The organism is Leptothoe sp. LEGE 181152 (assembly GCF_032906605.1).
Classification (GTDB): domain Bacteria; phylum Cyanobacteriota; class Cyanobacteriia; order Phormidesmidales; family Phormidesmidaceae; genus Leptothoe; species Leptothoe turfae.
The window spans coordinates 709,869-730,616 of the sequence record NZ_JASATU010000017.1 but is presented as its reverse complement, the minus strand read 5'-3'; the positions used below and the strand labels follow the sequence as shown (position 1 = coordinate 730,616).

At 46.9% G+C, this 20,748-nt stretch carries 21 protein-coding genes and 2 pseudogenes; 9 read left to right on the top strand and 14 right to left on the bottom strand.

What is annotated here, in order from left to right:
- Nucleotides 1-180: 180 nt before the first annotated feature.
- The 3 genes from QGP82_RS11335 to QGP82_RS11325 form a co-directional block, all read right to left on the bottom strand.
- On the bottom strand, nucleotides 181-360 hold the full coding sequence (locus QGP82_RS11335; protein WP_163659273.1) for a hypothetical protein: 180 nt from the start codon (nucleotides 358-360) through the stop codon (nucleotides 181-183).
- A gap of 125 nt (nucleotides 361-485) precedes the next feature.
- Nucleotides 486-1,367 (bottom strand): hypothetical protein, encoded by an 882-nt coding sequence (locus QGP82_RS11330; protein WP_499059135.1) that lies wholly within the window; start codon nucleotides 1,365-1,367, stop codon nucleotides 486-488.
- 112 nt (nucleotides 1,368-1,479) lie between these two features.
- Nucleotides 1,480-2,391 (bottom strand): glycosyltransferase family protein, encoded by a 912-nt coding sequence (locus QGP82_RS11325; RefSeq protein ID WP_499059133.1) that lies wholly within the window; start codon nucleotides 2,389-2,391, stop codon nucleotides 1,480-1,482.
- A 676-nt stretch (nucleotides 2,392-3,067) separates the two neighbouring features.
- Between QGP82_RS11325 and QGP82_RS11320 the strand changes: the two genes are divergently transcribed.
- From QGP82_RS11320 to QGP82_RS11300, 5 genes are all read left to right on the top strand, one after another.
- Complete coding sequence (locus QGP82_RS11320) at nucleotides 3,068-4,315, top strand: response regulator (protein ID WP_499059131.1); 1,248 nt, start codon at nucleotides 3,068-3,070, stop codon at nucleotides 4,313-4,315.
- Nucleotides 4,316-4,336: 21 nt separating this feature from the next.
- Nucleotides 4,337-5,437, top strand: a complete 1,101-nt coding sequence (locus QGP82_RS11315; RefSeq protein WP_499059129.1) for a chemotaxis protein CheW — start codon at nucleotides 4,337-4,339, stop codon at nucleotides 5,435-5,437.
- Nucleotides 5,438-5,511: 74 nt separating this feature from the next.
- Nucleotides 5,512-6,870 (top strand): methyl-accepting chemotaxis protein, encoded by a 1,359-nt coding sequence (locus tag QGP82_RS11310; RefSeq protein ID WP_499059127.1) that lies wholly within the window; start codon nucleotides 5,512-5,514, stop codon nucleotides 6,868-6,870.
- 65 nt (nucleotides 6,871-6,935) lie between these two features.
- A complete protein-coding gene (locus QGP82_RS11305) occupies nucleotides 6,936-9,455 on the top strand; it encodes a hybrid sensor histidine kinase/response regulator (protein WP_499059125.1) in 2,520 nt (839 codons plus the stop codon).
- Nucleotides 9,456-9,457: 2 nt separating this feature from the next.
- Nucleotides 9,458-9,871, top strand: coding sequence for a response regulator (locus tag QGP82_RS11300; protein WP_163659268.1), 414 nt, complete (start codon nucleotides 9,458-9,460; stop codon nucleotides 9,869-9,871).
- Between the two features lie 853 nt (nucleotides 9,872-10,724).
- Here the strand turns inward: QGP82_RS11300 and QGP82_RS11295 are convergent.
- Nucleotides 10,725-11,102 (bottom strand): hypothetical protein, encoded by a 378-nt coding sequence (locus tag QGP82_RS11295; RefSeq protein ID WP_163701328.1) that lies wholly within the window; start codon nucleotides 11,100-11,102, stop codon nucleotides 10,725-10,727.
- A 362-nt stretch (nucleotides 11,103-11,464) separates the two neighbouring features.
- Between QGP82_RS11295 and QGP82_RS11290 the strand changes: the two genes are divergently transcribed.
- The gene (locus tag QGP82_RS11290; protein WP_499059124.1) at nucleotides 11,465-12,484 is read left to right on the top strand and encodes a glycosyltransferase; all 1,020 of its coding nucleotides are present in this window, start codon (nucleotides 11,465-11,467) and stop codon (nucleotides 12,482-12,484) included.
- A 116-nt stretch (nucleotides 12,485-12,600) separates the two neighbouring features.
- Here QGP82_RS11290 and QGP82_RS11285 read toward each other — a convergent pair whose 3' ends face one another.
- Nucleotides 12,601-12,678, bottom strand: coding sequence for a hypothetical protein (locus QGP82_RS11285; RefSeq protein WP_348918292.1), 78 nt, complete (start codon nucleotides 12,676-12,678; stop codon nucleotides 12,601-12,603).
- A gap of 26 nt (nucleotides 12,679-12,704) precedes the next feature.
- A pseudogene (locus QGP82_RS11280) lies at nucleotides 12,705-12,972 on the bottom strand (type III glutamate--ammonia ligase); the annotation flags it as partial.
- Between the two features lie 296 nt (nucleotides 12,973-13,268).
- Between QGP82_RS11280 and QGP82_RS11275 the strand changes: the two are divergent.
- The gene (locus QGP82_RS11275; RefSeq protein WP_499059122.1) at nucleotides 13,269-13,997 is read left to right on the top strand and encodes a type 1 glutamine amidotransferase; all 729 of its coding nucleotides are present in this window, start codon (nucleotides 13,269-13,271) and stop codon (nucleotides 13,995-13,997) included.
- Here the strand turns inward: QGP82_RS11275 and QGP82_RS11270 are convergent.
- From QGP82_RS11270 to QGP82_RS11260, 3 genes and pseudogenes are all read right to left on the bottom strand, one after another.
- On the bottom strand, nucleotides 13,988-14,491 hold the full coding sequence (locus tag QGP82_RS11270; protein WP_499059120.1) for an anthrone oxygenase family protein: 504 nt from the start codon (nucleotides 14,489-14,491) through the stop codon (nucleotides 13,988-13,990). The two genes, QGP82_RS11275 and QGP82_RS11270, sit on opposite strands and share 10 nt — an antisense overlap.
- 251 nt (nucleotides 14,492-14,742) lie before the next feature.
- A pseudogene (locus QGP82_RS11265) lies at nucleotides 14,743-14,997 on the bottom strand (glutamine synthetase); the annotation flags it as partial.
- Nucleotides 14,998-15,135: 138 nt separating this feature from the next.
- Complete coding sequence (locus QGP82_RS11260; RefSeq protein ID WP_499059118.1) at nucleotides 15,136-15,258, bottom strand: hypothetical protein; 123 nt, start codon at nucleotides 15,256-15,258, stop codon at nucleotides 15,136-15,138.
- A 143-nt stretch (nucleotides 15,259-15,401) separates the two neighbouring features.
- Here QGP82_RS11260 and QGP82_RS11255 point away from each other — a divergent pair, with 143 nt between their 5' ends.
- Nucleotides 15,402-15,884: a DEP domain-containing protein gene (locus tag QGP82_RS11255; protein WP_163666664.1), complete on the top strand. Its 483-nt coding sequence runs from the start codon at nucleotides 15,402-15,404 to the stop codon at nucleotides 15,882-15,884.
- Nucleotides 15,885-15,923: 39 nt separating this feature from the next.
- Nucleotides 15,924-16,115, top strand: coding sequence for a hypothetical protein (locus tag QGP82_RS11250; protein WP_499059116.1), 192 nt, complete (start codon nucleotides 15,924-15,926; stop codon nucleotides 16,113-16,115).
- Between the two features lie 10 nt (nucleotides 16,116-16,125).
- Here QGP82_RS11250 and QGP82_RS11245 read toward each other — a convergent pair whose 3' ends face one another.
- The 5 genes from QGP82_RS11245 to QGP82_RS11225 all read right to left on the bottom strand — a co-directional run bounded on the left by QGP82_RS11245 (nucleotide 16,126) and on the right by QGP82_RS11225 (nucleotide 20,698).
- Nucleotides 16,126-16,983: a TIM barrel protein gene (locus QGP82_RS11245; protein WP_163666662.1), complete on the bottom strand. Its 858-nt coding sequence runs from the start codon at nucleotides 16,981-16,983 to the stop codon at nucleotides 16,126-16,128.
- A 28-nt stretch (nucleotides 16,984-17,011) separates the two neighbouring features.
- Nucleotides 17,012-18,277, bottom strand: a complete 1,266-nt coding sequence (locus QGP82_RS11240; protein WP_499059112.1) for a M20 family metallo-hydrolase — start codon at nucleotides 18,275-18,277, stop codon at nucleotides 17,012-17,014.
- Between the two features lie 166 nt (nucleotides 18,278-18,443).
- Complete coding sequence (locus QGP82_RS11235) at nucleotides 18,444-19,049, bottom strand: heme-binding protein (protein WP_499059110.1); 606 nt, start codon at nucleotides 19,047-19,049, stop codon at nucleotides 18,444-18,446.
- Between the two features lie 30 nt (nucleotides 19,050-19,079).
- Entirely contained in the window at nucleotides 19,080-20,483 is a 1,404-nt protein-coding gene (locus QGP82_RS11230; protein ID WP_499059107.1) for an AtzE family amidohydrolase, read from the bottom strand.
- Nucleotides 20,480-20,698 carry a DUF4089 domain-containing protein gene (locus tag QGP82_RS11225; RefSeq protein WP_163666654.1) on the bottom strand — a complete coding sequence of 73 codons (219 nt, stop codon included), beginning with the start codon at nucleotides 20,696-20,698 and terminating at the stop codon, nucleotides 20,480-20,482. The genes QGP82_RS11230 and QGP82_RS11225 overlap by 4 nt, the downstream gene beginning before the upstream one ends.
- Between the last annotated feature and the right edge of the window lie 50 nt (nucleotides 20,699-20,748).

Below are 20,748 nucleotides of genomic sequence, written 5' to 3'. Positions count from 1 at the left end.
AACCTGGTTAAATCCTCATTCCTAAGAACGAGGGGAAGAGAAAAGGCAAGGGACACTATGGGTTGAGTATGTTCAGGAGCTAGGAGCCCTCCTGCTCATCTCTACATGATTGGAGATACCTATTATGTTCCCTTGCCACATAGCTTGATAAGCACATCAAGGTGTGAGTTTCCCGTGCACTCAATCTTGGGACTTGAGAAAGAGATTAGTCAGCCCAGCCTCTGGGGTACGGCCACCAGCACTGCCATCACGCTGCCAGTTATCTTCTTGAAATTTTGTCTGGCCGCCTAATTGCCCTAGGGCAGAATCAGCGGCAGGCACAGCTGCCTTAGCATGCGATGGGTTGACTGGAGGACTCATGGGTCAAATCGTTCTCAAATGGGTTTAACTTTAATTACTCTATAGTTATGAAGTATTTCAACTATATCATTTTTTCAAAACTTTACCTTTTTGAGGTGTTTTCCCTATGGGTGACGATCGTCAAATCATAGTTCTCTAGAGGAGGGGCAGCTCAAGCGCTGGCACCAGTAGCCCAGACCCACCATACTCAAAAGGCCAATTAATACCCCTGGCTCCGGTACCGAAGTCAGGGGCGTAGGTTCTGGAATTGGGTCAATTACCGGCGGTGGTGTGGGGGGCGTAACGGGTGCTACTGGTGGTGGTGTAACGGGTGTTACTGGTGGTGTAACGGGTGTTACTGGTGGTGTAACGGGTGCTACTGGTGGCGGCGTTGGCCGTGGCGGTGCTGGTCTTGGGGGACGTGGGGGGGGAGTGACAACACCGACACCACCAGGCGCAAAGTTAGGACGCTGCCTCAGGAAAAATAGATCATTTGGAGCATTGTCTAGAATGAAATAGCGAAAGGTAACCGTCTGATTAGGATTTACAACGCCCCCCGTAAAGTTCACAAAGTCTCGCACATCCGTAACTTCATCAACCACTGAAAAGGCATTGGAGCGTGGCCTAACACTGGGAATACCTTGGGCAAAGGATAAACCATCTTCCTCAGGGCTAGGCACCCGAAACTGTTCTTGTAGCTCATGGTCAAAAAACACCCAAGGCGTGTTAGTGCGGTTGGTCACCACTGACTCTAGACGAAACCCGATCAACCCCTCCCTACGTAGCCCTTCAATGGATAAGAACAGATCTATATTAGGCCCCGTAACATCTTGAAAAATTCTTAAGGCATCAGACGTTCTTTCTCCCCTTGTAATTCTAAAATCACCTGTAACTTCCCTGAATGTTAGATTTTCTAAAACAAGGGTGGCGGCTTCGGCTGGAGCCGCCCACAGCCCTAACGTTACAAGCAGAGCAACCGTTAGCCCCCGCTTGCGCGGAACATACTGGGAAAAGGCGATGAGAGACATATTTTAAAGGGAAAATTCTGCTTTGCCTTTAGTCTAGCTAAACAGAATCAATTCATGTTGATTTTCCTGATGTCAGCCTTTCTTCCCTGTGTTAAGCAACCCGCCTAACAATTTACCAAGCTATAGGTTGCTTTAGAGAACTTAATGCTTCTTCTAATTTCATAGTCAATCGCTCAATGGTATTGTCCGTACTCAAAACCGGTCGACCATGTTTAATCACCCTGGCTAACGTATCTGCCGCAGACGGGGACAGAAGTTTTGTCGGCTGAGATGACAATATCTGCTGTCCCCACTTAGCCCGCAGCCATCCTGCCTGTAATGACGAGCGCAGTCCCCTCGCATAGTTTGGATAGTCTGGAAGGGGTAACAATCTCTGGGGACGATAGGGCACAGCGATTGAGGCGCACCAGTCTTGCCATTTAAAACTCAGAATTCTGGGGCTGGTAATCACAGGAATCCAAGCCGTTCTGAGAGCATCGGCCACAATCGCCCCATGCATTGCTTCCGCTAGTAAAACATCAATACAGCTAATGGCCTCTAAGACCTGTTCTATGGGCCAACGAGGATCAATGTAACCAATACCCACCTCTTCACATCGGGATTTCCAGATGCCATCGGCAAAATTAGCATGGTGAATATGGGGCATAAACCCATGGGAAAACACTTTTTTGCCGATGGGAGAGAAGCAACGACGCACCAGGATGCCTCCATCTGTAATTGCTTTTTGGCGAGGTAGTTTTAGACGACGGGCCGATAACGGCCCCCGAACGCAGGCAATGTGCCAATGGGGCGGAATTTCGGTCAGAGGCTGTTCATAGCCTGCACCGCTACTAAATATAATCAGACGCTGTGCATGGGCCGTGCGCTCTGGCAATCGATGATTCAATAATGTCCCTGTACCAATAAATTGGGTGGATTCATCATCATCAAAAAAATTTGGTAGGAGTTGAGGCCACAACCACCTATTCAGCTCATCACCAAAATTAGGTTGGCCATCCCGTCGTTGGTAATAAAAGATTTTCATAGGCTATGGCTATTTTCGCATGCTTGATCCCTGTACACTCCCTTGGTTAAGTTTTTTTTAGGTTAAATTATCACACCTACTTTCCATGTTCATCTTTTAATTTAGTGGGCACTTTAACCATATCAAATCAACAATGAGATTAAACATTTTCATCTTAATCTTGTTGTTAACTAATAATTAATATCAAGCTAAATTGATCGCTTGTTCGAATGCTTTACCATATAAATCACTGCCAAAATGGTCGATATGTTCATCAGTTTGTTGACAACATAAGATCATTTTTATCCTCTTCTAGATCCTAGGCGAGAGAAAATTAATGCGTTAGTTTGACGCTGATTAAGTCCTGCGCTTCACCCTTTATAAACCGTGAACAACACGTTTGTTTTTTGGGATTCGCCCCCATCTCCTAAAAGCTTTGGGGGTGGGTCCAGTCTCCTCGGCTTAACTCCTCGAACCGAAATTTGAACGCTCGCCAAATGTCCAAAATCGGAAAAGAAACCCAAATGTCTGATAGCTAATGAGAACCCATTGCTTACTTGGACCGTGCGATTTTTAACTGGCCGCATTGATAGTTATCGTAGATTCACGTACGTAGAGACTCTGATTGCAGATCATGGCAATGGCTACGCCATAAAAAGATTTTAGAATCTTCCAAATTTTCCATAGGAGAGGATTGATGCTTCACTTTAAACCTAAACAGCTAGGCGATTCAATCTTAGAATTGCAACATAGTAATTTTAGTGGAGTTGCCTATGTAGAGCTACTGCCAAATGTTCTTCAGAAGAAACATCCTACTGTTTTAGTGTTGCATAATGGAGAACTTACGTATTGTGGGTTCTCACTACCTGATCCAACGAACTTTTCCAAAGCGCTGGGGCAACAGTTCGATTTAGAAATCATGGCAACGGCTTTACAGCTTGCCCAGAAAAGAATTGATGATCAGACCTCTATACGTAAATATCTAGAACTTTTTATTCGACTTAAGTTATTTGCCTGGGATGATATCGAAAGATATATGCGCAAGCAAGTCATCTTAACCCTAGAACAAATCTTTCCCTACGCTGGCAAGATCGTATTAAATAGGTCTGTTGCCGTGGATCTTACCTATGGAGAAGATTATCATGGATTTACGTGGGATCAACTTGAACTGGAGTTCATGCAGCGACAACAGGTATGGGCGTCCCTAGCGGATGTAATTCCGGCAGCCAATGCCATTCCTTATCAGCTTAACCATAGTCGCCAAACGATCACCGATGATTGGGCCAAGCAACATTTACCCCAATGGATAGATGGTCAGCGCACGCTGTATGATATTGCCCACCACATCAATCTAGATCCCCTGGAACTTGCCCATAAGTATCGCAAACTTGTTCAAATGGACTGGATTACGTTTGAACAAGAGAAGTATTTGGCTACGCTTCAAAAGCCTCAGAAAACAGTTATTAATCAACCTCCGACAACGAATGAGTCGCAGAAAGTTAATGTTAATTATTTAGAAAAGAGTACACATAGTCCCGCCATTCCCACCGCTAACGCAGTCGCTGAGAATCGGCCTACGATTCTCAGTGTTGATGACAGCTTAGTGGTACAAACCATGATTAAACGGGCTATTGGCGAGCAATATAATGTGCTACTGGCGAGCAATGCCATGGATGCTCTTAGCCTATTAAATAAGGAAAAAATCGAACTAATGCTGTTGGATGTAACGATGCCTGACATTGATGGACTAGAACTTTGTCGAACCGTACGCAGCATTGGTCGATTTCGGGATCTGCCAATTGTGATGCTCACTGCTAAAGATGGAATGTTTAATAAAATCAGAGGGCAAATTGTTGGCTCAACCCATTATTTAACCAAACCGGTTGATCGTCCAAAGCTGTTGGAGGTTTTGACAAAGTATGCTCCCATTACGGTGATGTCATAACACTTTTATCGTTAAATAACTATGATGGACAACCAATCCTACTTATTCTTTGAACTTGATGATTTGCAGTATGGCATTGAAACCTCTCAAGTTCGAGAGATTTTGAGACTTCCCGAATTAACACCAATTGCTGATGCACCAGGCGATATTATTGGTATTCTGAATTTTCGAGGCAAAATTCTGCCGATTATGCATCTTGCGAAGCGCTTAGGGCAGGGCAGTCCCCTTTGTCAGCTTAGTGACAGTATTATTGTTATTGAATGGCAAGGTTTGCAGGTTGGTATGGTGGTCAACCAGGTTTATGATGTTCAGTCTTTGTCGCCATCTATCATTGAAGCGGTTCCCACCTATGAGTTGAGGGAGCATGCCCATACGGCATTTGCTGCAGGTATTGCTAAGGTTAATGATAGTCTGATCACATTGTTGAACCCAGAGACATTAATTCGCCAAACGGATGCAGTAGAGACCATAGCCTTAGAGTCTAAACTGGATGATGTCGAGTCTGACGGTACGACGGCTTATCCAAATGAGCAGGTATTTGAAGCCCAACAGATGCCTGTTATCACCAACTTTTTCTCACTGTATTGTCCGAATATTTCGTCAGAGGAACGGCAGATTTTTCGCCAGAGGGCAGATGCCCTCGTCCATTCCCTAGAAAACGCTGGGGCTGATATTAATAAGTTGTTGCCTTTGGCCGTATTCAGATTAGAGGAGGAATACTTTGGCCTAGACCTGCAACGGGTACGGGAATTTATTAATGTTCGCCATGTCAGGGCCATTCCCTGTTGCCCTCCCCACATTATGGGCAACATTAATTTGCGCGGAGAAGTGATGACCTTAATTGATATTCGAGGGGCGTTGAATATCTCTCAGGCAGTGGACGAAGTGCCTAAGGCTGTTGTGATTGAGGTTGATGATATTGCTGCTGGTATAACGGTTGATCAAGTGCTGGATGTAATCTATATTCCCCCATCAGACATTGCTTCTATGCCTGCAGCGTTACCTCAGCATTCTCAAGTATTTTTCCAAGGGGCCACACGCTACCGTGAGAAAAACTTGAGTATTCTTGACCTCCCTAAGCTCTTTTCGGATGGGGGGTTAATTGTTGATCAAGCAGCCTAGCAAGCCCCGGGTGCTACCGACCACTCTCAACGTTCTTGACCAATTTATTTGCAATCTAACTTAGGATCGATCCCATGAGAATTACTGCACAGCTCAAATACAGTATTATCGGACTGGCTGTTTTGACCGCAGGTGTAACCATTTTTGAAAATACTCGAACTCAGGAGGGTGAGTTTGATGGTTCTATGGTAAACAAAGCAGGTATTGTTCGCGGAGCTAGCCAAAGACTTGTTAAACTGGAAATCCATGGTCAACCCAATGATGAGCTAATCGCCACAATCGATACTCATATTGATGGTCTGCTCAACGGTTCTGAAGAGCTGAAGCTGCATAAGCAGAAGGATAAGACGTTTGTCGATGCTATGGAAAAGGTTGATGCCAACTGGGAGGTATTAAAGGCAGGTGTTATTGAATATCGTAGAGATCCCAGTCAAAAGACTCAGTTGATTAAAGACAGTGAAACCTTCTTTGAAGACACTAATAAAGCTGTACAGGCAGCGGAGAACATTACGGTGGCGCACATTAAAGAAGTAGGTAACACGCAGTTGGCGTTTTTTATCTTTGACATTGCGGTACTGGGCTTTATTTTCTGGCTTGTTTTGCGGACAGCGAAACTACTGCAAACCTCGATTGCATCGGTGGCTGACAGGTCTTCAGATATTGCGGCAACGGTTGAAGCGCAGGAACAGGCTGTCACAGAACAGACCTCATCGGTAACCCAAACCACCTCTACCATTGAGGACCTGGGTGCGGCGTCACTCCAGGCGGCTCAAAAGGCGGATACCTCTGCTGACGGTGCCCGTGAAGCCCTGACCCTATCGGAAACTGGAAGCCAGGCGGTGGAAAACACGGTACAGGAGATTGAGGAGCTACAGTCTAAGGTGGGTGCGATCGCAGATCAGATTATGCAGCTGAGTGAACAAACCGACCAGATTTCGATCATTTCAAACCTGGTGGCGGACGTGGCAGACCAAACGAACATGTTAGCCCTAAATGCAGCGGTAGAGGCAGCCCGAGCCGGTGAACAAGGAAAGGGTTTCGCGGTGGTTGCGGGTGAAATTCGAAAGCTGGCAGACCAAAGTCGTGACTCAGCCAGTAAGATTGGTACCCTGGTAGAAGCGATTCAGTCCTCCATTAACAGCACGGTAATGGTGACAGACGAAGGGACGAAAACAGCAAAAGCAGGTATTGAAACCGCAAAAGATACCGCCAATGTCTTTAATCAGATTGCAGAAGCGATTAACGAAGTCTATAACAACTCTCAACAGATCGCCCAAACTGCAAAACGGCAGGCGGTTGGTGTACAGCAGGCTGTCTCTGCGATGAACACCATTAACTTGGGAGCAAAAGAGACCGTTAGTGCAGTGAGTAAAGTACAAGACTCCACCGAAACACTGAAAACGATTGCCAAAGAACTACAGGTCGCAATCTAACCTTCTGTTGTGGGGTAGAGAGATTAATCATCTCACCCCATCTACCCCATTCATCAAGAAATATCATGTTTATCGAAGATGAAGAACTGCGAACGCTCTATCGAGACGCAAGTAAAGACCATTTAGACAACTTAGAAGCTGGGTTTCTACATTTAGAAAAAAATCCAGATGATCTAAATAATCTAAAAAATCTATTGCGGGCTGCCCACTCGTTAAAGGGAGACTCCCGCATGTTAGGTGTCCAGGAAGCGGAAACTTTAACACATCAATTAGAGGAACTCTTAAGTGGTGTCGAAAAAGGGGAACGAGATGTCACGCCTGCCTTCTGTGATTGTCTCTACCAGGGGTTAGACGCCATCCGCAAAATTGCCCATGAGGCCTTTACAGGGGAAGCGTCAAATGTCAGTGTGTTTCATGTGATGGCTCAGCTGATCAATGCTGGAGAAGCCTCTGAGCCAATCACCATTGCCCCTGCTGCTGAGGAGCGGGCCATGCTGGAATGGATGCCCACCAATGCGCCCCCACAGCCTGACTATAACGACTCTGTTGCCGTGATCACGCCTCCTGTCATAGAAGAGGAAGAGACGACCTTAGGCATGGGCGCTAATCTTGAGCACCCTGTCCTCAAACGGCCTACTCCAGACGAAACCAGTGTTGTTATTCCCCCTCCGCCAACCATAGAAGAGGAGACAGCCTTAGAAGAGGAGACGGCCTTAGCCATAGGTGCTGACGACCCCCCTATCTCCAGATCGCTAACTCCAGACGACCCCCAAGAAAGCACTCAGCAGCCATCTCAGTCTGAGACGATGTCACATGAGGGCTATCACATTGACACTATTCGGGTTGAAGCCACTAAGCTTGATACCTTAATGACCCAAGCCAGTGAGTTAGCTGTGACCAAACGACGGATTACTCGTCGGATGGATGATATTGATCAAGTGCTTCTGTTCTGGGAGAACTGGGTTCGTGATAGTTTAAAGCAAAAATTAACGTTGAATAGTCTGGAGAATGCACAATCAACAGACCAAGCCCTAAATTCGATACAGGCCTTACAACAAACCACAGACGAGCGTCTAGATCAACTAGGCGATCTCTTAAAGCAGCTCAGAAATACCTCCTATGAAGACTCTGCCCAGTTAGAGACCCTCTCTAATGATTTAGAATCAGGGATTCTCAAACTGCGCCAGGTGCCATTGTCCAGTATGTTTAACCTTTTCCCTCGTATGGTCAGGGATTTGGCAAGACAGCAGAGAAAGAGCATTAATTTAGTCATTGAGGGAGAAGATATTCAGGCAGATAAACGGATCTTAGAAGAGATGAAGGCACCGTTGAGCCATCTTATCCGTAATGCCATTGACCATGGAATTGAGGCTCCAAGCGAGCGCATTGCCATGGATAAGGTTTCTATGGCTACAATTTGCATCAAGGCTCGACAGCGAAATAATCGCCTTGAAATTGAAGTCATTGATGATGGTCGTGGTCTTAGTTTAGAAAGCATTAAACGTACAGCTCTGCGCCGGGGACTCTATACCGAAGCCCAGTTGGACAAGATGGGCGATGAGGAACTTCAATACTTGATCTTCACGCCTGGATTTTCCACTCGAACGGTTGTCACTGAAATTTCTGGTCGGGGTGTGGGATTAGATGTTGTACGGGTTAATGTGGAGCGCCTGAAGGGAACTATTCAAGTGGATTCCACCCCTGGTCAAGGCTGTACATTTCGATTCACCATCAACACCAGTTTAGCCACAGAATCGGCCTTGATTGTTGAAGCTAACCAGGCATCCTATGCCATTCCTGTTGAATCTATTGAAAACATGATGCGGGTTATCCCCCAGGATATCTTCACCCTTGATGGCAATCCGGCAATTACATTTCGAGAGAATCCATTGTCTGTTGCCTGGTTGACAGATCTGTTGGGATTGCCTGTATCAGTAGCTACCCAACCTCAGCTGAATAGCGTTAACCCATCAGTCCCCTGTGTTGTCCTTAAAGTTGGACCTAGCCAATTAGGCATATTTGTTGATAACCTAATCGATCAACAGGATATTGTGTTGAAGCCCCATAGCAAACTCCTTAAACAAGTACGCAATATTTCTGGCGCAACTATTTTGGGATCAGGGGAAGTCTGTATGGTACTCAGCCCCCAGGACCTGATTAAATCTTCCAGAGGTGAGAAAATCGGCGCTAAGGTTACTGATTGGGAGCCTATAGCGGTTAAACCGAAAGTCCTGCTAGTGGAAGACTCGATTCCGATTCGTACCCAGGTAAGACGGATTCTCGAAGGGGCGGGCTATCAGGTAACAACAGCGGTCGATGGTCTTGATGGCTTCAATAAACTACAAACAGGAGATTCCTATGATGCTGTGGTGTCTGATGTGGAAATGCCCAATCTCAGTGGCCTGGAATTAACGACCCGTATTCGTCAGGAGGCACAATATGAAAAATTGCCCATTATCTTAGTTACAACATTGGCTAAAGATGAAGATAAACAGCGTGGTGCTGACGCTGGAGCCAATGCCTACATCACCAAAGGTGATTTTGACCAAAGTCTACTTCTCACTACTCTTAGGAGTTTAATTTAACCATGGCTAACCCCATTAAAGTTGTTTTAGTTGAAGATTCTGCCATTGCCTTACAAATTCTACAGCGGTTAATCGATTCATCACCCGAGGTAGATGTTGTTGGTACCGCTCAAGATGGCTCTGATGGCTTGAAAGTAATTGCTCAAACAATGCCAGATGTTATCTGTACCGACCTACAGATGCCCAAAATGGATGGTCTAGAGTTTACGAAAAAAGTCATGTCTGAATTTCCTCGACCGATTCTGGTGGTAAGTAATACTGTACACCCAGGCGATGTAGACAATATCTATAACTTAATGCAGGCAGGAGCACTAGACTTTTTTCCAAAGCCCACTTCCGGATCAGCCACAGACTATGAAAGACTTAAAAATTCGTTGATTACTAAAATCAAAGTCTTAGCAAGTAAGAGGGTGTAATCTTGGCTCTGGGTGTTTAGTTTCAGCCTGGTCCCCTGGTTCTTCTAAACAGAAGAATCAGGGGACCAGGCGATTCTAGTCTATGTTCTCTTCCATGGGACTGTTGTTGTGGTAATGTGCAATATAATGTACACACATCTCGGCAGAGAGTTCAGACTCCTGCATTACCCCCCTCAATCCCCCCTTACTAAGGCAAGGCTGTTTCATTGTCTGGACAGAAAATCTGGAGGCATTGAAAGCTTATTTGAGGAAAGGCATGCTCTACATGAAGGTGGGCCAAACAACAATGCGATAACCTGATTAATCGACCCCGCCGTAACCCTTAAGTTAATGCCATTGAGGACAACCTAGTAGGCTGGGTCTTAGGGCGGCCTCCCGGCCCTAACCATGGGGGTTTGGGGAACTCGGAGGGACCCCAAGCAACCGGTTTTGGCTCCCTGCGATCATCTCTCGATTCAGTATGAACGAAGTCATAAGCCTTACAGATTTTCTCTGGTGAGCACGAAACAATCCTGCTCTTGGTAAGGGGGAGTTAGAGGGGGTGAGGCAACCACGAATGCTAGTTTCCAATACTTGTGTGGACACAGTAGCTTGATAAGGGAAACCCTTGGCGACTATTTGAAACCATTGAATATTAAGAGGTTTAGCCACTCTCTCTGAATTAGGGAAGGTTTAATCTGAAAAATGCTGGCTTCGGACAAGTCTGTTAGATCGATGCATTCCCTAGATCAGCAACAGCAAAAATCCAGAACGATTGACAGCCGTTCTGGACATAAACTAATGGAAAGCTATCTGACGCTATGGTAGTTAGGAGCAACCTAATGTAACTTATTTTGCTACCTAGCTTTGATTACTAAACTTGTAGGGCTTGCTCAATCTGGCGTAGCTTAATACGAGCTAGACCTAAATTTGCTTTTTCTCGATCCATCACCATGTAAAAGAAGACACCTTCAAGGGCTTCACAAATGCGAATTAAGTGATACTGATTCTTCAAGCTGATGAGAATATCTTCGATGGGTGATGTGATTCCTAGACCCTCACGGGCTCTGTTTTTAGCCTTAATCACTTCAGAGTTGAGGGCAATTGCTTGCTCTAGCTGCATTGAGGAGAATGTAGCTTCATCTTTACTAACCTGACCTAGGGAAAATCCTGTAGACCAATCTCCAATAGCAGCTCCGATCGCACCATCGACAGATAGTGAGCTTTGAATAGACTCTTTGACGTTATTCATTTTAACCAACAACCTTAGTAACAATAATGTTGATGTTGTACAAGCTGAACATGCTTGAGCTGACCCTAAGATTCCCGAACAAGGCTTAGGTGTTTCATTTGTCTTAGATCTTTCACTCATATTGGTGATGGGACAATAACCCACGCTGGGTTCAAAACCCAGCGCTAATCAAGGGCTGTCTGCTGAAGCGACAACTTGGCTGTGGGGCTCTGGATATAGACCTTTTACCGATCACTCAACCCCTACTCTTCGAGAAGTCTTACGCCTATAGTGGATTTTGATGGGATTAGCCGTGCGACTTTGAGTCCACAGTGGGCTAACTGATAAAATTATCGTAACCATTTACAAATTCCTGGGGAAGTTTGAAGAATTCTGCGTCTGTTGATATTTGCTTTTACATTCCGACGACATTTTGGCCTACTCAGTTACCCTCCTCAAGTGCTGAGAACTGGTCGGGATTTGGGTTAGGGATTTATGCCTGGACTGTACAGACGTATCTCAAACTACGGGAAGCAGGGGTTGCCTGTCGGCTAACTGATCAACTGCCTGAGGAGGGCATTGTTCTCTTTCATGCCAATGCCACTCGGGGAGGGAATATTCGCCCCGGTGCCCATCGGTTGCTTATTTGTTTGAAGGCAGAGGCAACGTTATGCGCTCAGGCCCAATTCCATGTGGTACAAAATCCTTGTGAGGCAGTTGGATGGTTAGGTTGTTATTTCATACCCCATTGGCCGCAACCTGGACTACAGCCTCGTTTGGCAGAGCGAAAAAATCGGTTTGAAACTATTGCATTTTTAGGACATCGCAACAGTTTAGCTGCTGAGCTCATGGAACCAGAGTGGGAGAAACAGCTACAGCAGCGCGGCCTGAACTGGCTACCTGTAATTAATACTAATGTATGGGATAGCCATCAAGCCGTGGATACTCGCTGGAATGATTATCGAAACATTGATGCGATTGTGGCGGTGCGTCAGTTTAATCTGAAGCGTCCTGGCTATCGTCGTAAGCCTGCCACTAAACTTTATAATGCCTGGTTAGCGGGTGTTCCAGCCATAGTGGGTCGAGAGCTGGCCTACCAAACGGTGGGTACTGCTGGTGTGAACTATTTAGAAGCTAACTCTATGGCAGAACTGTTGTCTTGTTTAGATAGACTGCGACAAGATAGCTTACTGCGGGCAAGGATTGTCAAAAAAGGACAAATCCGCTCCATTCACTATACTCCAGAAGTGATTACTCAGCGATGGCAACAGTTTTTGAATGAGGTGGCGATACCAGCTTACCAGGCCTGGTGTAGCTGTTCTGACTGGCGACGTCAGGTGCAATATGGGCAGGCTAGGTTAAGGAATTATGGCGATCGCATCACCCGTCGTCTAAATCTCTAACCAGTCATTTTCTATACCTTTTCAAATGCCAGCCACAGGGTTGTAGAAAGTTAGCGATGCCCAGGGTGGAAAGTGTAGAGCCGAACCCATGACCGTCATCCCATGGGTAACATTAGTTAACACCGTAGGGGCAAAATACCAACCAGGGCAATGGCCTTGGCCACATCCATGGGTGCACCGCCACCCACCGCCACAATGCCGTCAGCTTGATGGTGGTGATAGGCTTCCAACCCAGCTGTTCCATGTAGTTCACCAACGTAGAAATCAGATCAAACTGGCGCATAAGATTGATCTGGTCGTAGCAAGGACGTTCTGCAACATCCTTCTCATCGGCAATCACACTTTTCTACGGAAGCGATCTGGGTAGCTGGCACCAGCTTTGCCCGGGTACCGCCCAACAGGTCAGTATATGAAACCAGAAAAAATTTAATGCCCAGCTCTTTTGCTTTTTCGACCAGTGTTTGCGTTTGCGTCAGCGTTCCTACCATAATCTGAGGATCCATAGGCTATGCTCCCTCAGTAAAACAGCAGGAATAGGCAGCTTTTGTAGCTGTGGCTACCATCTGATGAAGCATCACACTTAATCAAGCTGCTTGACCTATGAATCATAGCGATTACAAGAGTTCAGCCTTGATAAATAGCTGTCGCTTGTCATAACAAATGTAACAATAGTGACTATTCATTTAGTCAACTTGAGGACAGTTTGATATGGGTAATATCGCTAGCATGGCTTTTAGCTAACCGCCTGTTGGCATCAAACTATAGGTTGAAGATTGCGATCTCAATGAAAATTCTAGTTATTCAAAACAGTGTTCGAGATCCCGTTGGCATTTTAGGAGACCATTTAATCTATCAGGGTGCTGAGCTGACCACCTGGCTCCCAGAACAGCAACCCAACTTACCTGAAGGAACGTTTTCAGGGCTAATTATCCTGGGGGGACATATGAATGCCCATGAGGATGACAAGTATCCTCATTTACAGCAGGTGGTTACTCTGATTCATCAATTTCACACTGAGAACAAGCCCATCATGGGAGTGTGTCTGGGGGCTCAGTTAATTGCCCGAGCCTTTGGTTCTCAGGTATATCTCCACAGTACACCAGAATTGGGATTTTCTCCGTTGGCGGTAGTTACAGATGCCGTCACAGAACCCTGGCTAAAAAATTGCCCTGCCAATCTGCACATTATGCAGTGGCACTTCGACACATTTGATCTGCCAGGGCCAGCAACATTGTTAATGACCAACGATATTTGTAAGCATCAGGCCTATCGCATCGGCACCAATATCTATGGGTTTCAGTTTCACCTGGAAGTTACCCCAGAGATTATTGTGGATTGGCTAACGGCGAAAAGTGACTGGATTGATACCCACTATCCCAATCTAGACCAGCAAATACAGAAACAGATAAACATCCATACTGACAATGCCGCCACCTTTGCAGAACAGGTTGCTTACCATTGGCTTACACTGTTTCCTGATGCTGTTTCCAAATGGTGCAGGGTTCAAAGTTGAAAGAGGACAACCATCAACAAGATTGAAGTCAGGCTCGCTAATAGGGTTCGGCTTACGTTCCATTGATTCCAACGAGGTTCAAAGTGCAGACGGGCGGTTCTGAGCGCCGTTCCCTCCATGGCATCGATCTGTAGCATTTGGAGTTTGTTATTTAGCGGGACGTTAATTGTGAATGTGGGTAATTGGACGCCAAGGATATAGAGCAGCGGAGTTACAAGCAACAGCATACGCTGCATGCCATCCAGTTGCCCAATACCCAATCCGGCAGCGACCAACAACGCTACGATTGAACCAACCCAGGTGGCGACAAATATCGGCTGGTTATTTTGGATAACTCCGTCGATCACTTGAAAAGCCCGGATAAACTCCCGATCATTTAACGTTTTAATTCCTGGCATAACGACTGAGGCAAACGCAAAAAGGAAGCCTGCCACGAGAGAACATAACAATGTTGCCAAGAGTAAGATAATTTGGAAGCTAGCTGTGGTTGACATGGGTTGAGTCTCCTAATTTGAGGGGTCGCTATAGTGATATTTCGGAAACTATATAGGGAGATGAAATCGCAACAGAGTAAAAAAATTTTGATAGATGATGCGATCGCGCCACTCCCAGAAATTTCCTCGACAGTTTCAGCTTATGGAAACTGCCGAGGTAGGGCTGTCTATTTCTTGCGGGACTATCACAATCTTGTGGCGGATGGACAGCATCCCTTGGATGGACAGCATATTAGTTTACGAACCCACTCTTAAGGTAGGTAGTAAAGATAGTTTTCTACATCCCAATCACTGGTGGTAGCCAGGAAGCGTATCCACTCATCTCGTTTGTATTCGTCAAAGAGACGATACATTTCACCGGGCAATGCCGACTTAATGACCTCATCATCGGCAAGCCGTTCTAAGGCCTCCCCCAAACACATGGGTAGCTTCTTCAGATAAGGATTCACCATCGAATCCACTGCCCGATATTCAAACCGTCCCGGTGCAGAAACTCTCAGACCACAGGGGGAAAACGGCTTCCAGAGAATCCACTTTCATCTGATTTTGTTGGGCAGTTGGTGAGTCGTTTAAGTCCCCTGTTTCATGGAGAATTTGAAACAGGCATCTACCCCGATGAGTGGTATTAGCGTTCGAGGCTGAGTCTACCCGATGTAACGCGGGAAATGTGTAACGCATGGAAATGCGATCGCACTACCCGCCATCTCAACCTCTAAAGCTTCCACCAAACCATAGCCCACTCCCCTGATCGGCATCACCCAAGTCACTCAGCTACTCTCAGAAAAGTCTTATGAAAAATTCAGTTTTTGGTCAGATGGCACTCAGCCGCTGGCGACATGTTTGTAATCGGGGGGCAACAGTTTTCAGTCTCAGAAACTGTCACTAGATTAATTTTTATAGATTTCCAATTATGACGAGGCCTGATCACATGGTGATAGATAGGAAAGTTGAAGTTGTTGCTGTGGCATACTTGAATCTCAACATTCGCTATAGTGAAGCTGAAGCATTAGTCTCAGCATGGCATAAACAATATCCTCAATATGATTACCAGACATTAGTTCAATGGATTTTGGCTGGGGATGTCACTTATGTTGATGGGCAACTTAAGTTGGCCGCCTACGCAACGTCAGAAGATTTAAAACAACTCGTTATTCAGATGCGAAGTGCGGCTGGAGTTAGTATTAAAGACCGTCGGCATAACCTCACGACGTATCGAAAGTGTTTTGTTGGGTCTGAAGCTGTCCAATGGTTAATGGGTAACTTGGGTCTGACTCTCGATGAAGCTGTACGTGTAGGACAGCGCTTGTTAAAGCGCGGCATTATTCATCACGTTGTCGATGAGCAAGACTTCAAGAACGACTATTTGTTTTATCGCTTTTATGCAGATGAGTAATACTGATGCTTAAGGAAGCACACCCCTAGCGGCTGCACCATGACCACCCTAGTTTCCCTGTTTTTGAGCAATCACTGCAATTGGGCCACTACCCGGTGGTCCTTCATTTCACCGGATGGGGATGCCTCTGCCTTAGCAAAAATATTAACGATAGAGCCAGTTGAATTTCCTCGTGTTGAAATAGAAAATGCTCCTGGTTGGTCTCAAAATGAATTGAGTGTCAGTCTTTAATAGGTGCTTATCACTGCCAATTTGCAAACCGCTGTCGTTGTCGTTGTGCCATCCAACAGGTGATTTCCCACACATCGGCAACGGGCATGTTTGTATACGGTAAGGTCTGCATGTAACCGTCGTAGAGAAACTCTGGCATCATTGTCGTTTGTGCCATACCTCTTATCCGTTGTTTCTCCCAGATTAAACTCCACCATCGTTCATGGGCCGTAAGCGCTTCTTGGTATTCTGGTGCGCGAGGATCAGAAACCTGGGCATGTTGAGGATAACCAACCCGACACTGGATATGCTGCGCCCGTTCAGCACACAGTTCCAAAATAGACCATTCTGTATCAATCAGGCGTTCACAAACAACACACCAGTGGCTAAAGTCACAGGTGAGCTTCATTGAAGGATATTCTTTTAACAGGTCGCGAGTCGTCCAAGGATTGTACAGTGAACGACTGCGATGGGTTTCAAAACTGACGATACAGCCAGAAGTGTGCTCTAATTCCAGGGCACGTCCAAAAAAGTCTACATTTTGCTGCCAGGACCAGGCATCATAACCACACATGGTGGAGACAAACAGCGCTCCCATATCCTGGGCATGGTCAATCACCCATTTCAAGTCACCCAGATGATCGTCGATGCTGCGGTCGGGGCGAGGTATCCACCAGTCTTTGGGGTCGTTCGAATCGCTCCCCGTGGTAGCTTCTGCGATAAAAACCAAATCATTATCCTGAAGCAGCTGCCGGAGTTGTTGTTGTTGCTGCTTGTCTTGTGGAATAGGTCCTTCGATACCGTCAAAGCCGTCGTTGAGGGTTTGTTGCACCAGTAGGTCTAGGTCAGTTGGCCCGGTCCACCATGAGCGTAAGATGAGAAGTTTCACAACAGTCTTGTGTTAAAAAAAGAGATATTTATATCGCCAGCTGTAACAACACTTGCAATAACACATTTGCCCCATTCTCTAAATCTTTAGGAGCTGTGTATTCTTTTACATTATGGCTAATGCCATGGGCGCTAGGAACAAAAACCATAGCTGTAGGAGCCATGGGCGCAATTAACCCGGCGTCATGACCGGCTCCACTGGGCATGGATTTGACCGATAGTCCTAATCCCTCAGCTGTTTTTGTTACTAGGTCAATTATGCCAGTGTCAAAGACAACGGGTTCAAAGCGAGCTAAAGAACGACTGGTAATTTTCAGCCCCTCTGCCTTGGCGATGGCAGCGATTTTAGTATTCATTCGGGCTTCAGCGTCTTTTAGACAGGTTTCATCGGTGTTGCGCAAATCAACGGTGAGGCTAGCTTCTTGGGCAATTACATTGATCAAGCCAGGTTTGACTTGCATGGAACCGACAGTAGCCACTTGATTACCCCCCATGTCCAGGGCAAGATTGCGGGCAGCGATTGCGATCGCACTTGCCCCATAGCCTGCATCATGGCGCAAATGCATCGGCGTAGTACCGGCATGGTTCGACACACCCTTCACGGTGTACTCTTTCCACGACATCCCCTGAACACCAGTCACTGCACCAATCTGGAAACCTTCTAATTCCAGTACTGGCCCCTGCTCGATGTGCAATTCCACAAATGCTTTTACCGGTTGACTACCGCAGGGCACTGTTCCGACATAGCCAATCCGTTCTAAATTTTCGCCAACGGTAGTACCGTCAACTCCCACTGAGGTCAGAGCGTTTTCTACCGGGAAGCCACCGCTAAATACCCAGCTACCCATCATATCGGGCTGAAATCGGGCTCCTTCTTCATTGGTAAAAAAGGCCACTGCGATCGGATGACGGGTTAGAATGTTGTTTTCATTCAGGGTGGCGATGATTTCTAACCCAGCCAGTACCCCCAAATTACCATCGTAACGGCCCCCCGTTGCCACCGTATCGATGTGGGAGCCGGTCATCACTGGAGGGCCAGCTTCTAGACCGGCACGGGTGGCGACAACGTTGCCGATCTGGTCAATGGTGATGGTCAGTCCTAGCTCTCTCATCCAGCTAACAACCAGGTCTCGACCAGCTTTGTCTTCGTCGGTGAGAGCAAGACGACAGACACCGCCATCTGAGATCGCACCAATTTGAGCTAGCTGATCTAACCGTTGGAGAAGACGCTCCTTGTTGATACGTAAATCAGCGAGGGAGAATGAACTTGTAAGAGAAGAGAGCTGAGAAACCATTGTATAAGCTTAGTCCTGACGAATGATCAACATTACTAAATTTGCCTAAATCTTATCGAAGAATTATGGTTATTCAACTTATTGAAGGGGATCTGGAATAACAACCGTAAACTGCTAATCTGGTTTCTGAAAATCTTCAGTTACCTCATTGCCTAAAGCCAGCTCTCTAATTCCGCTCTACCGGAATCTGAATATCACTCCGCTTTAACCCATCTGGAATAAACGGTCCATCATAGAAAAACCGTCGCGGCGGCCCCACCACCTCATACTCCGGATGCGCCGTCAGCCAATCCTGTAACTGCTGTACACCCCGCGTATACACCCCATAGCCATAACCACCCCGCAATCCAATACTTACCACCGTCATCGGCAATATATCCTCCACCCGCACATTCTGCGCCACCTCTTTCGGTACCACATCCAAACTGCGATACAAAAACGAAACTGCCGCATCTCCGTCTGAAATAGCGCCTGTCTGTAGCGTCGCCGTCGGATACCGCGTCTCCACCGGAGCTGTCATCGAAATATCATTGTCGCTAATGTGACGAAACAACGGCGAAAACCCACGAGATGCCGCCTTACCTAAGTCGCCCCGCACCTGCACCGTCGCTGCCCGATAGGCCGGATACTGCTTAATTTCAATCTCACCCTTCGCCGTAGGGGGTGGAAACCCCTCTGGCAAAGGCGCAGATGCGGCCCGATAGCCCCAGACAAACAGCGCTCCTAAGCCAACGATTATCCCAACAATTAGCAGTCCCTGACTTGGTTTCATAATATTGGGGCTAATAACTGAATTAAAGACCTACTCTAGCGCAGATGTCATCGCCAGGGGAGCTTGAGTGATGCCAGCCTGTTCCAGGGCCACCGCTGCGGTAAAGAGAGACTGCTCATCATAGGGACGGGCAATCAGCTGCACACCCACGGGTAACTCTCCAGGTAGGTGAACGGGAACGGAAAGGACTGGTAAACCAATAAATGATAAAGGCTGAGTATAAAATCCTAGATGGGGGCGTACCAAGACCGTCTCACCGTCTAGCTCCATGGTGGTTTGCTCAATGAGAGGAGCTGGGCAGGGTGTTGTTGGTGCTACAATCAGGTCCACGGTTTTGAATAGTTCACGGACCTGGTCTTGATACCAGCGCCGAAAACGTTGGGCTTGAATATACCAGCTACTGGGGATTAATGCCCCTGCTAAAAAGCGATCACACGTCGCTGAATCAAAGTCTTGTGGCTGAGTTTGTAAGCGAGATAAATGCAGCTGACTCCCTTCGCTGGCGGTAATCAAATAGGCTGCAGCTCTGGCTCGTGCGGCTTCTGGGATCGTCACAGTACGGGTGACATTGAGGGCCGTGACGACCTTGTCTAAGGCCTGGGCAACGGTGGGGGCCATGCCTTTGGCAAAGTGATCGGTTGCGATCGCAACCCGCATTCCAGCCATATCGCCTGACAAATCAGGGATAATTCCCGGACGATCCGTACAAATAGGGTCTCGTGCATCTGGGCCTTGCAATATTTGAAAGGCATTGGCAACATCTGCAACAGAACGGCCAAACGGGCCAATATGATCGAGACTGCTAGAGAACAAAAAAGCCCCTGCCCGCGATAACCGACCATAGGTGGGCTTCAGGCCATATACACCACATAAAGCCGCAGGCACCCGAATGGAACCATTCGTGTCAGACCCTAGGGTTAACGGCACTAAACCGGCAGCGACAGCAGCAGCAGATCCACCCGATGACCCGCCCGAGATGCGCGTCAAGTCATGGGGATTTGGGGTGGCACCATAGTGCTCGTTGACCGTGACAAATCCATAGGCATACTCATCCATATTGAGTGCTCCCACCAGAATTGCCCCTGCCGCTTTGAGGCGAGCAACAGCGGTTGCATCCTGGGTGGCTGGTAAATTGGCCTGATTAATTTTGGAACCAGCTAAGGTAACAGTGCCAGCAATGTCAAAGAGATTTTTAACCGCAAAGGGAACACCGGCTAAGGGACCTACCGGTTCTCCTGCTGCCTGTTTACGATCCAGTGTAGCGGCAGCCTCTAATGCTGACGATGCTAGGACTGTCGTAAAACAATTCAAGCGTTCATTCTGGGTTTGAATACGCTCCAGGGTAGCTGTTACCACATCTTGGGCTGTGATTACTCCCCGTTGGAAATGGGCAGTAATTTCTGCGGCGGTTGATGTGATTGCTGATGGGGTCATGGTTCAAACCTTGGCGCAGACTCAAGATTATCAGGTAATGAAAAGTCTAAGACGGGCTGCGCAATGGCCTGAACACGCTCAAAGTTTTCGACCACACTAGCCATCTGTTCTGGCGGAATAGCTAAATTTAACAGCTGTGCTGATTGTCGCACGTAGGTGGCTGCATCAAAAGGACTGTTGAATTGATCGGTTGCTTCTGGAGAGGGTGTGGCCATGGGGGCTGAACAAAAATCATATGTCACCTATTATCTCTTAAATTATACCT

What these genes read in the sequence shown, in the direction of transcription:
- QGP82_RS11300 (WP_163659268.1), top strand. Translation starts at nt 9,458, where the DNA reads ATGGCTAACCCCATTAAAGTTGTTTTAGTTGAAGATTCTGCCATTGCC.
- QGP82_RS11310 (WP_499059127.1), top strand. Translation starts at nt 5,512, where the DNA reads ATGAGAATTACTGCACAGCTCAAATACAGTATTATCGGACTGGCTGTT.
- QGP82_RS11335 (WP_163659273.1), bottom strand. Translation starts at nt 360, where the DNA reads ATGAGTCCTCCAGTCAACCCATCGCATGCTAAGGCAGCTGTGCCTGCC.
- QGP82_RS11235 (WP_499059110.1), bottom strand. Translation starts at nt 19,049, where the DNA reads ATGAAACCAAGTCAGGGACTGCTAATTGTTGGGATAATCGTTGGCTTA.
- QGP82_RS11295 (WP_163701328.1), bottom strand. Translation starts at nt 11,102, where the DNA reads ATGAATAACGTCAAAGAGTCTATTCAAAGCTCACTATCTGTCGATGGT.
- QGP82_RS11315 (WP_499059129.1), top strand. Translation starts at nt 4,337, where the DNA reads ATGATGGACAACCAATCCTACTTATTCTTTGAACTTGATGATTTGCAG.
- QGP82_RS11230 (WP_499059107.1), bottom strand. Translation starts at nt 20,483, where the DNA reads ATGACCCCATCAGCAATCACATCAACCGCCGCAGAAATTACTGCCCAT.
- QGP82_RS11330 (WP_499059135.1), bottom strand. Translation starts at nt 1,367, where the DNA reads ATGTCTCTCATCGCCTTTTCCCAGTATGTTCCGCGCAAGCGGGGGCTA.
- QGP82_RS11250 (WP_499059116.1), top strand. Translation starts at nt 15,924, where the DNA reads ATGACCACCCTAGTTTCCCTGTTTTTGAGCAATCACTGCAATTGGGCC.
- QGP82_RS11240 (WP_499059112.1), bottom strand. Translation starts at nt 18,277, where the DNA reads ATGGTTTCTCAGCTCTCTTCTCTTACAAGTTCATTCTCCCTCGCTGAT.
- QGP82_RS11270 (WP_499059120.1), bottom strand. Translation starts at nt 14,491, where the DNA reads ATGTCAACCACAGCTAGCTTCCAAATTATCTTACTCTTGGCAACATTG.
- QGP82_RS11225 (WP_163666654.1), bottom strand. Translation starts at nt 20,698, where the DNA reads ATGGCCACACCCTCTCCAGAAGCAACCGATCAATTCAACAGTCCTTTT.
- QGP82_RS11275 (WP_499059122.1), top strand. Translation starts at nt 13,269, where the DNA reads ATGAAAATTCTAGTTATTCAAAACAGTGTTCGAGATCCCGTTGGCATT.
- QGP82_RS11255 (WP_163666664.1), top strand. Translation starts at nt 15,402, where the DNA reads ATGACGAGGCCTGATCACATGGTGATAGATAGGAAAGTTGAAGTTGTT.
- QGP82_RS11325 (WP_499059133.1), bottom strand. Translation starts at nt 2,391, where the DNA reads ATGAAAATCTTTTATTACCAACGACGGGATGGCCAACCTAATTTTGGT.
- QGP82_RS11320 (WP_499059131.1), top strand. Translation starts at nt 3,068, where the DNA reads ATGCTTCACTTTAAACCTAAACAGCTAGGCGATTCAATCTTAGAATTG.
- QGP82_RS11305 (WP_499059125.1), top strand. Translation starts at nt 6,936, where the DNA reads ATGTTTATCGAAGATGAAGAACTGCGAACGCTCTATCGAGACGCAAGT.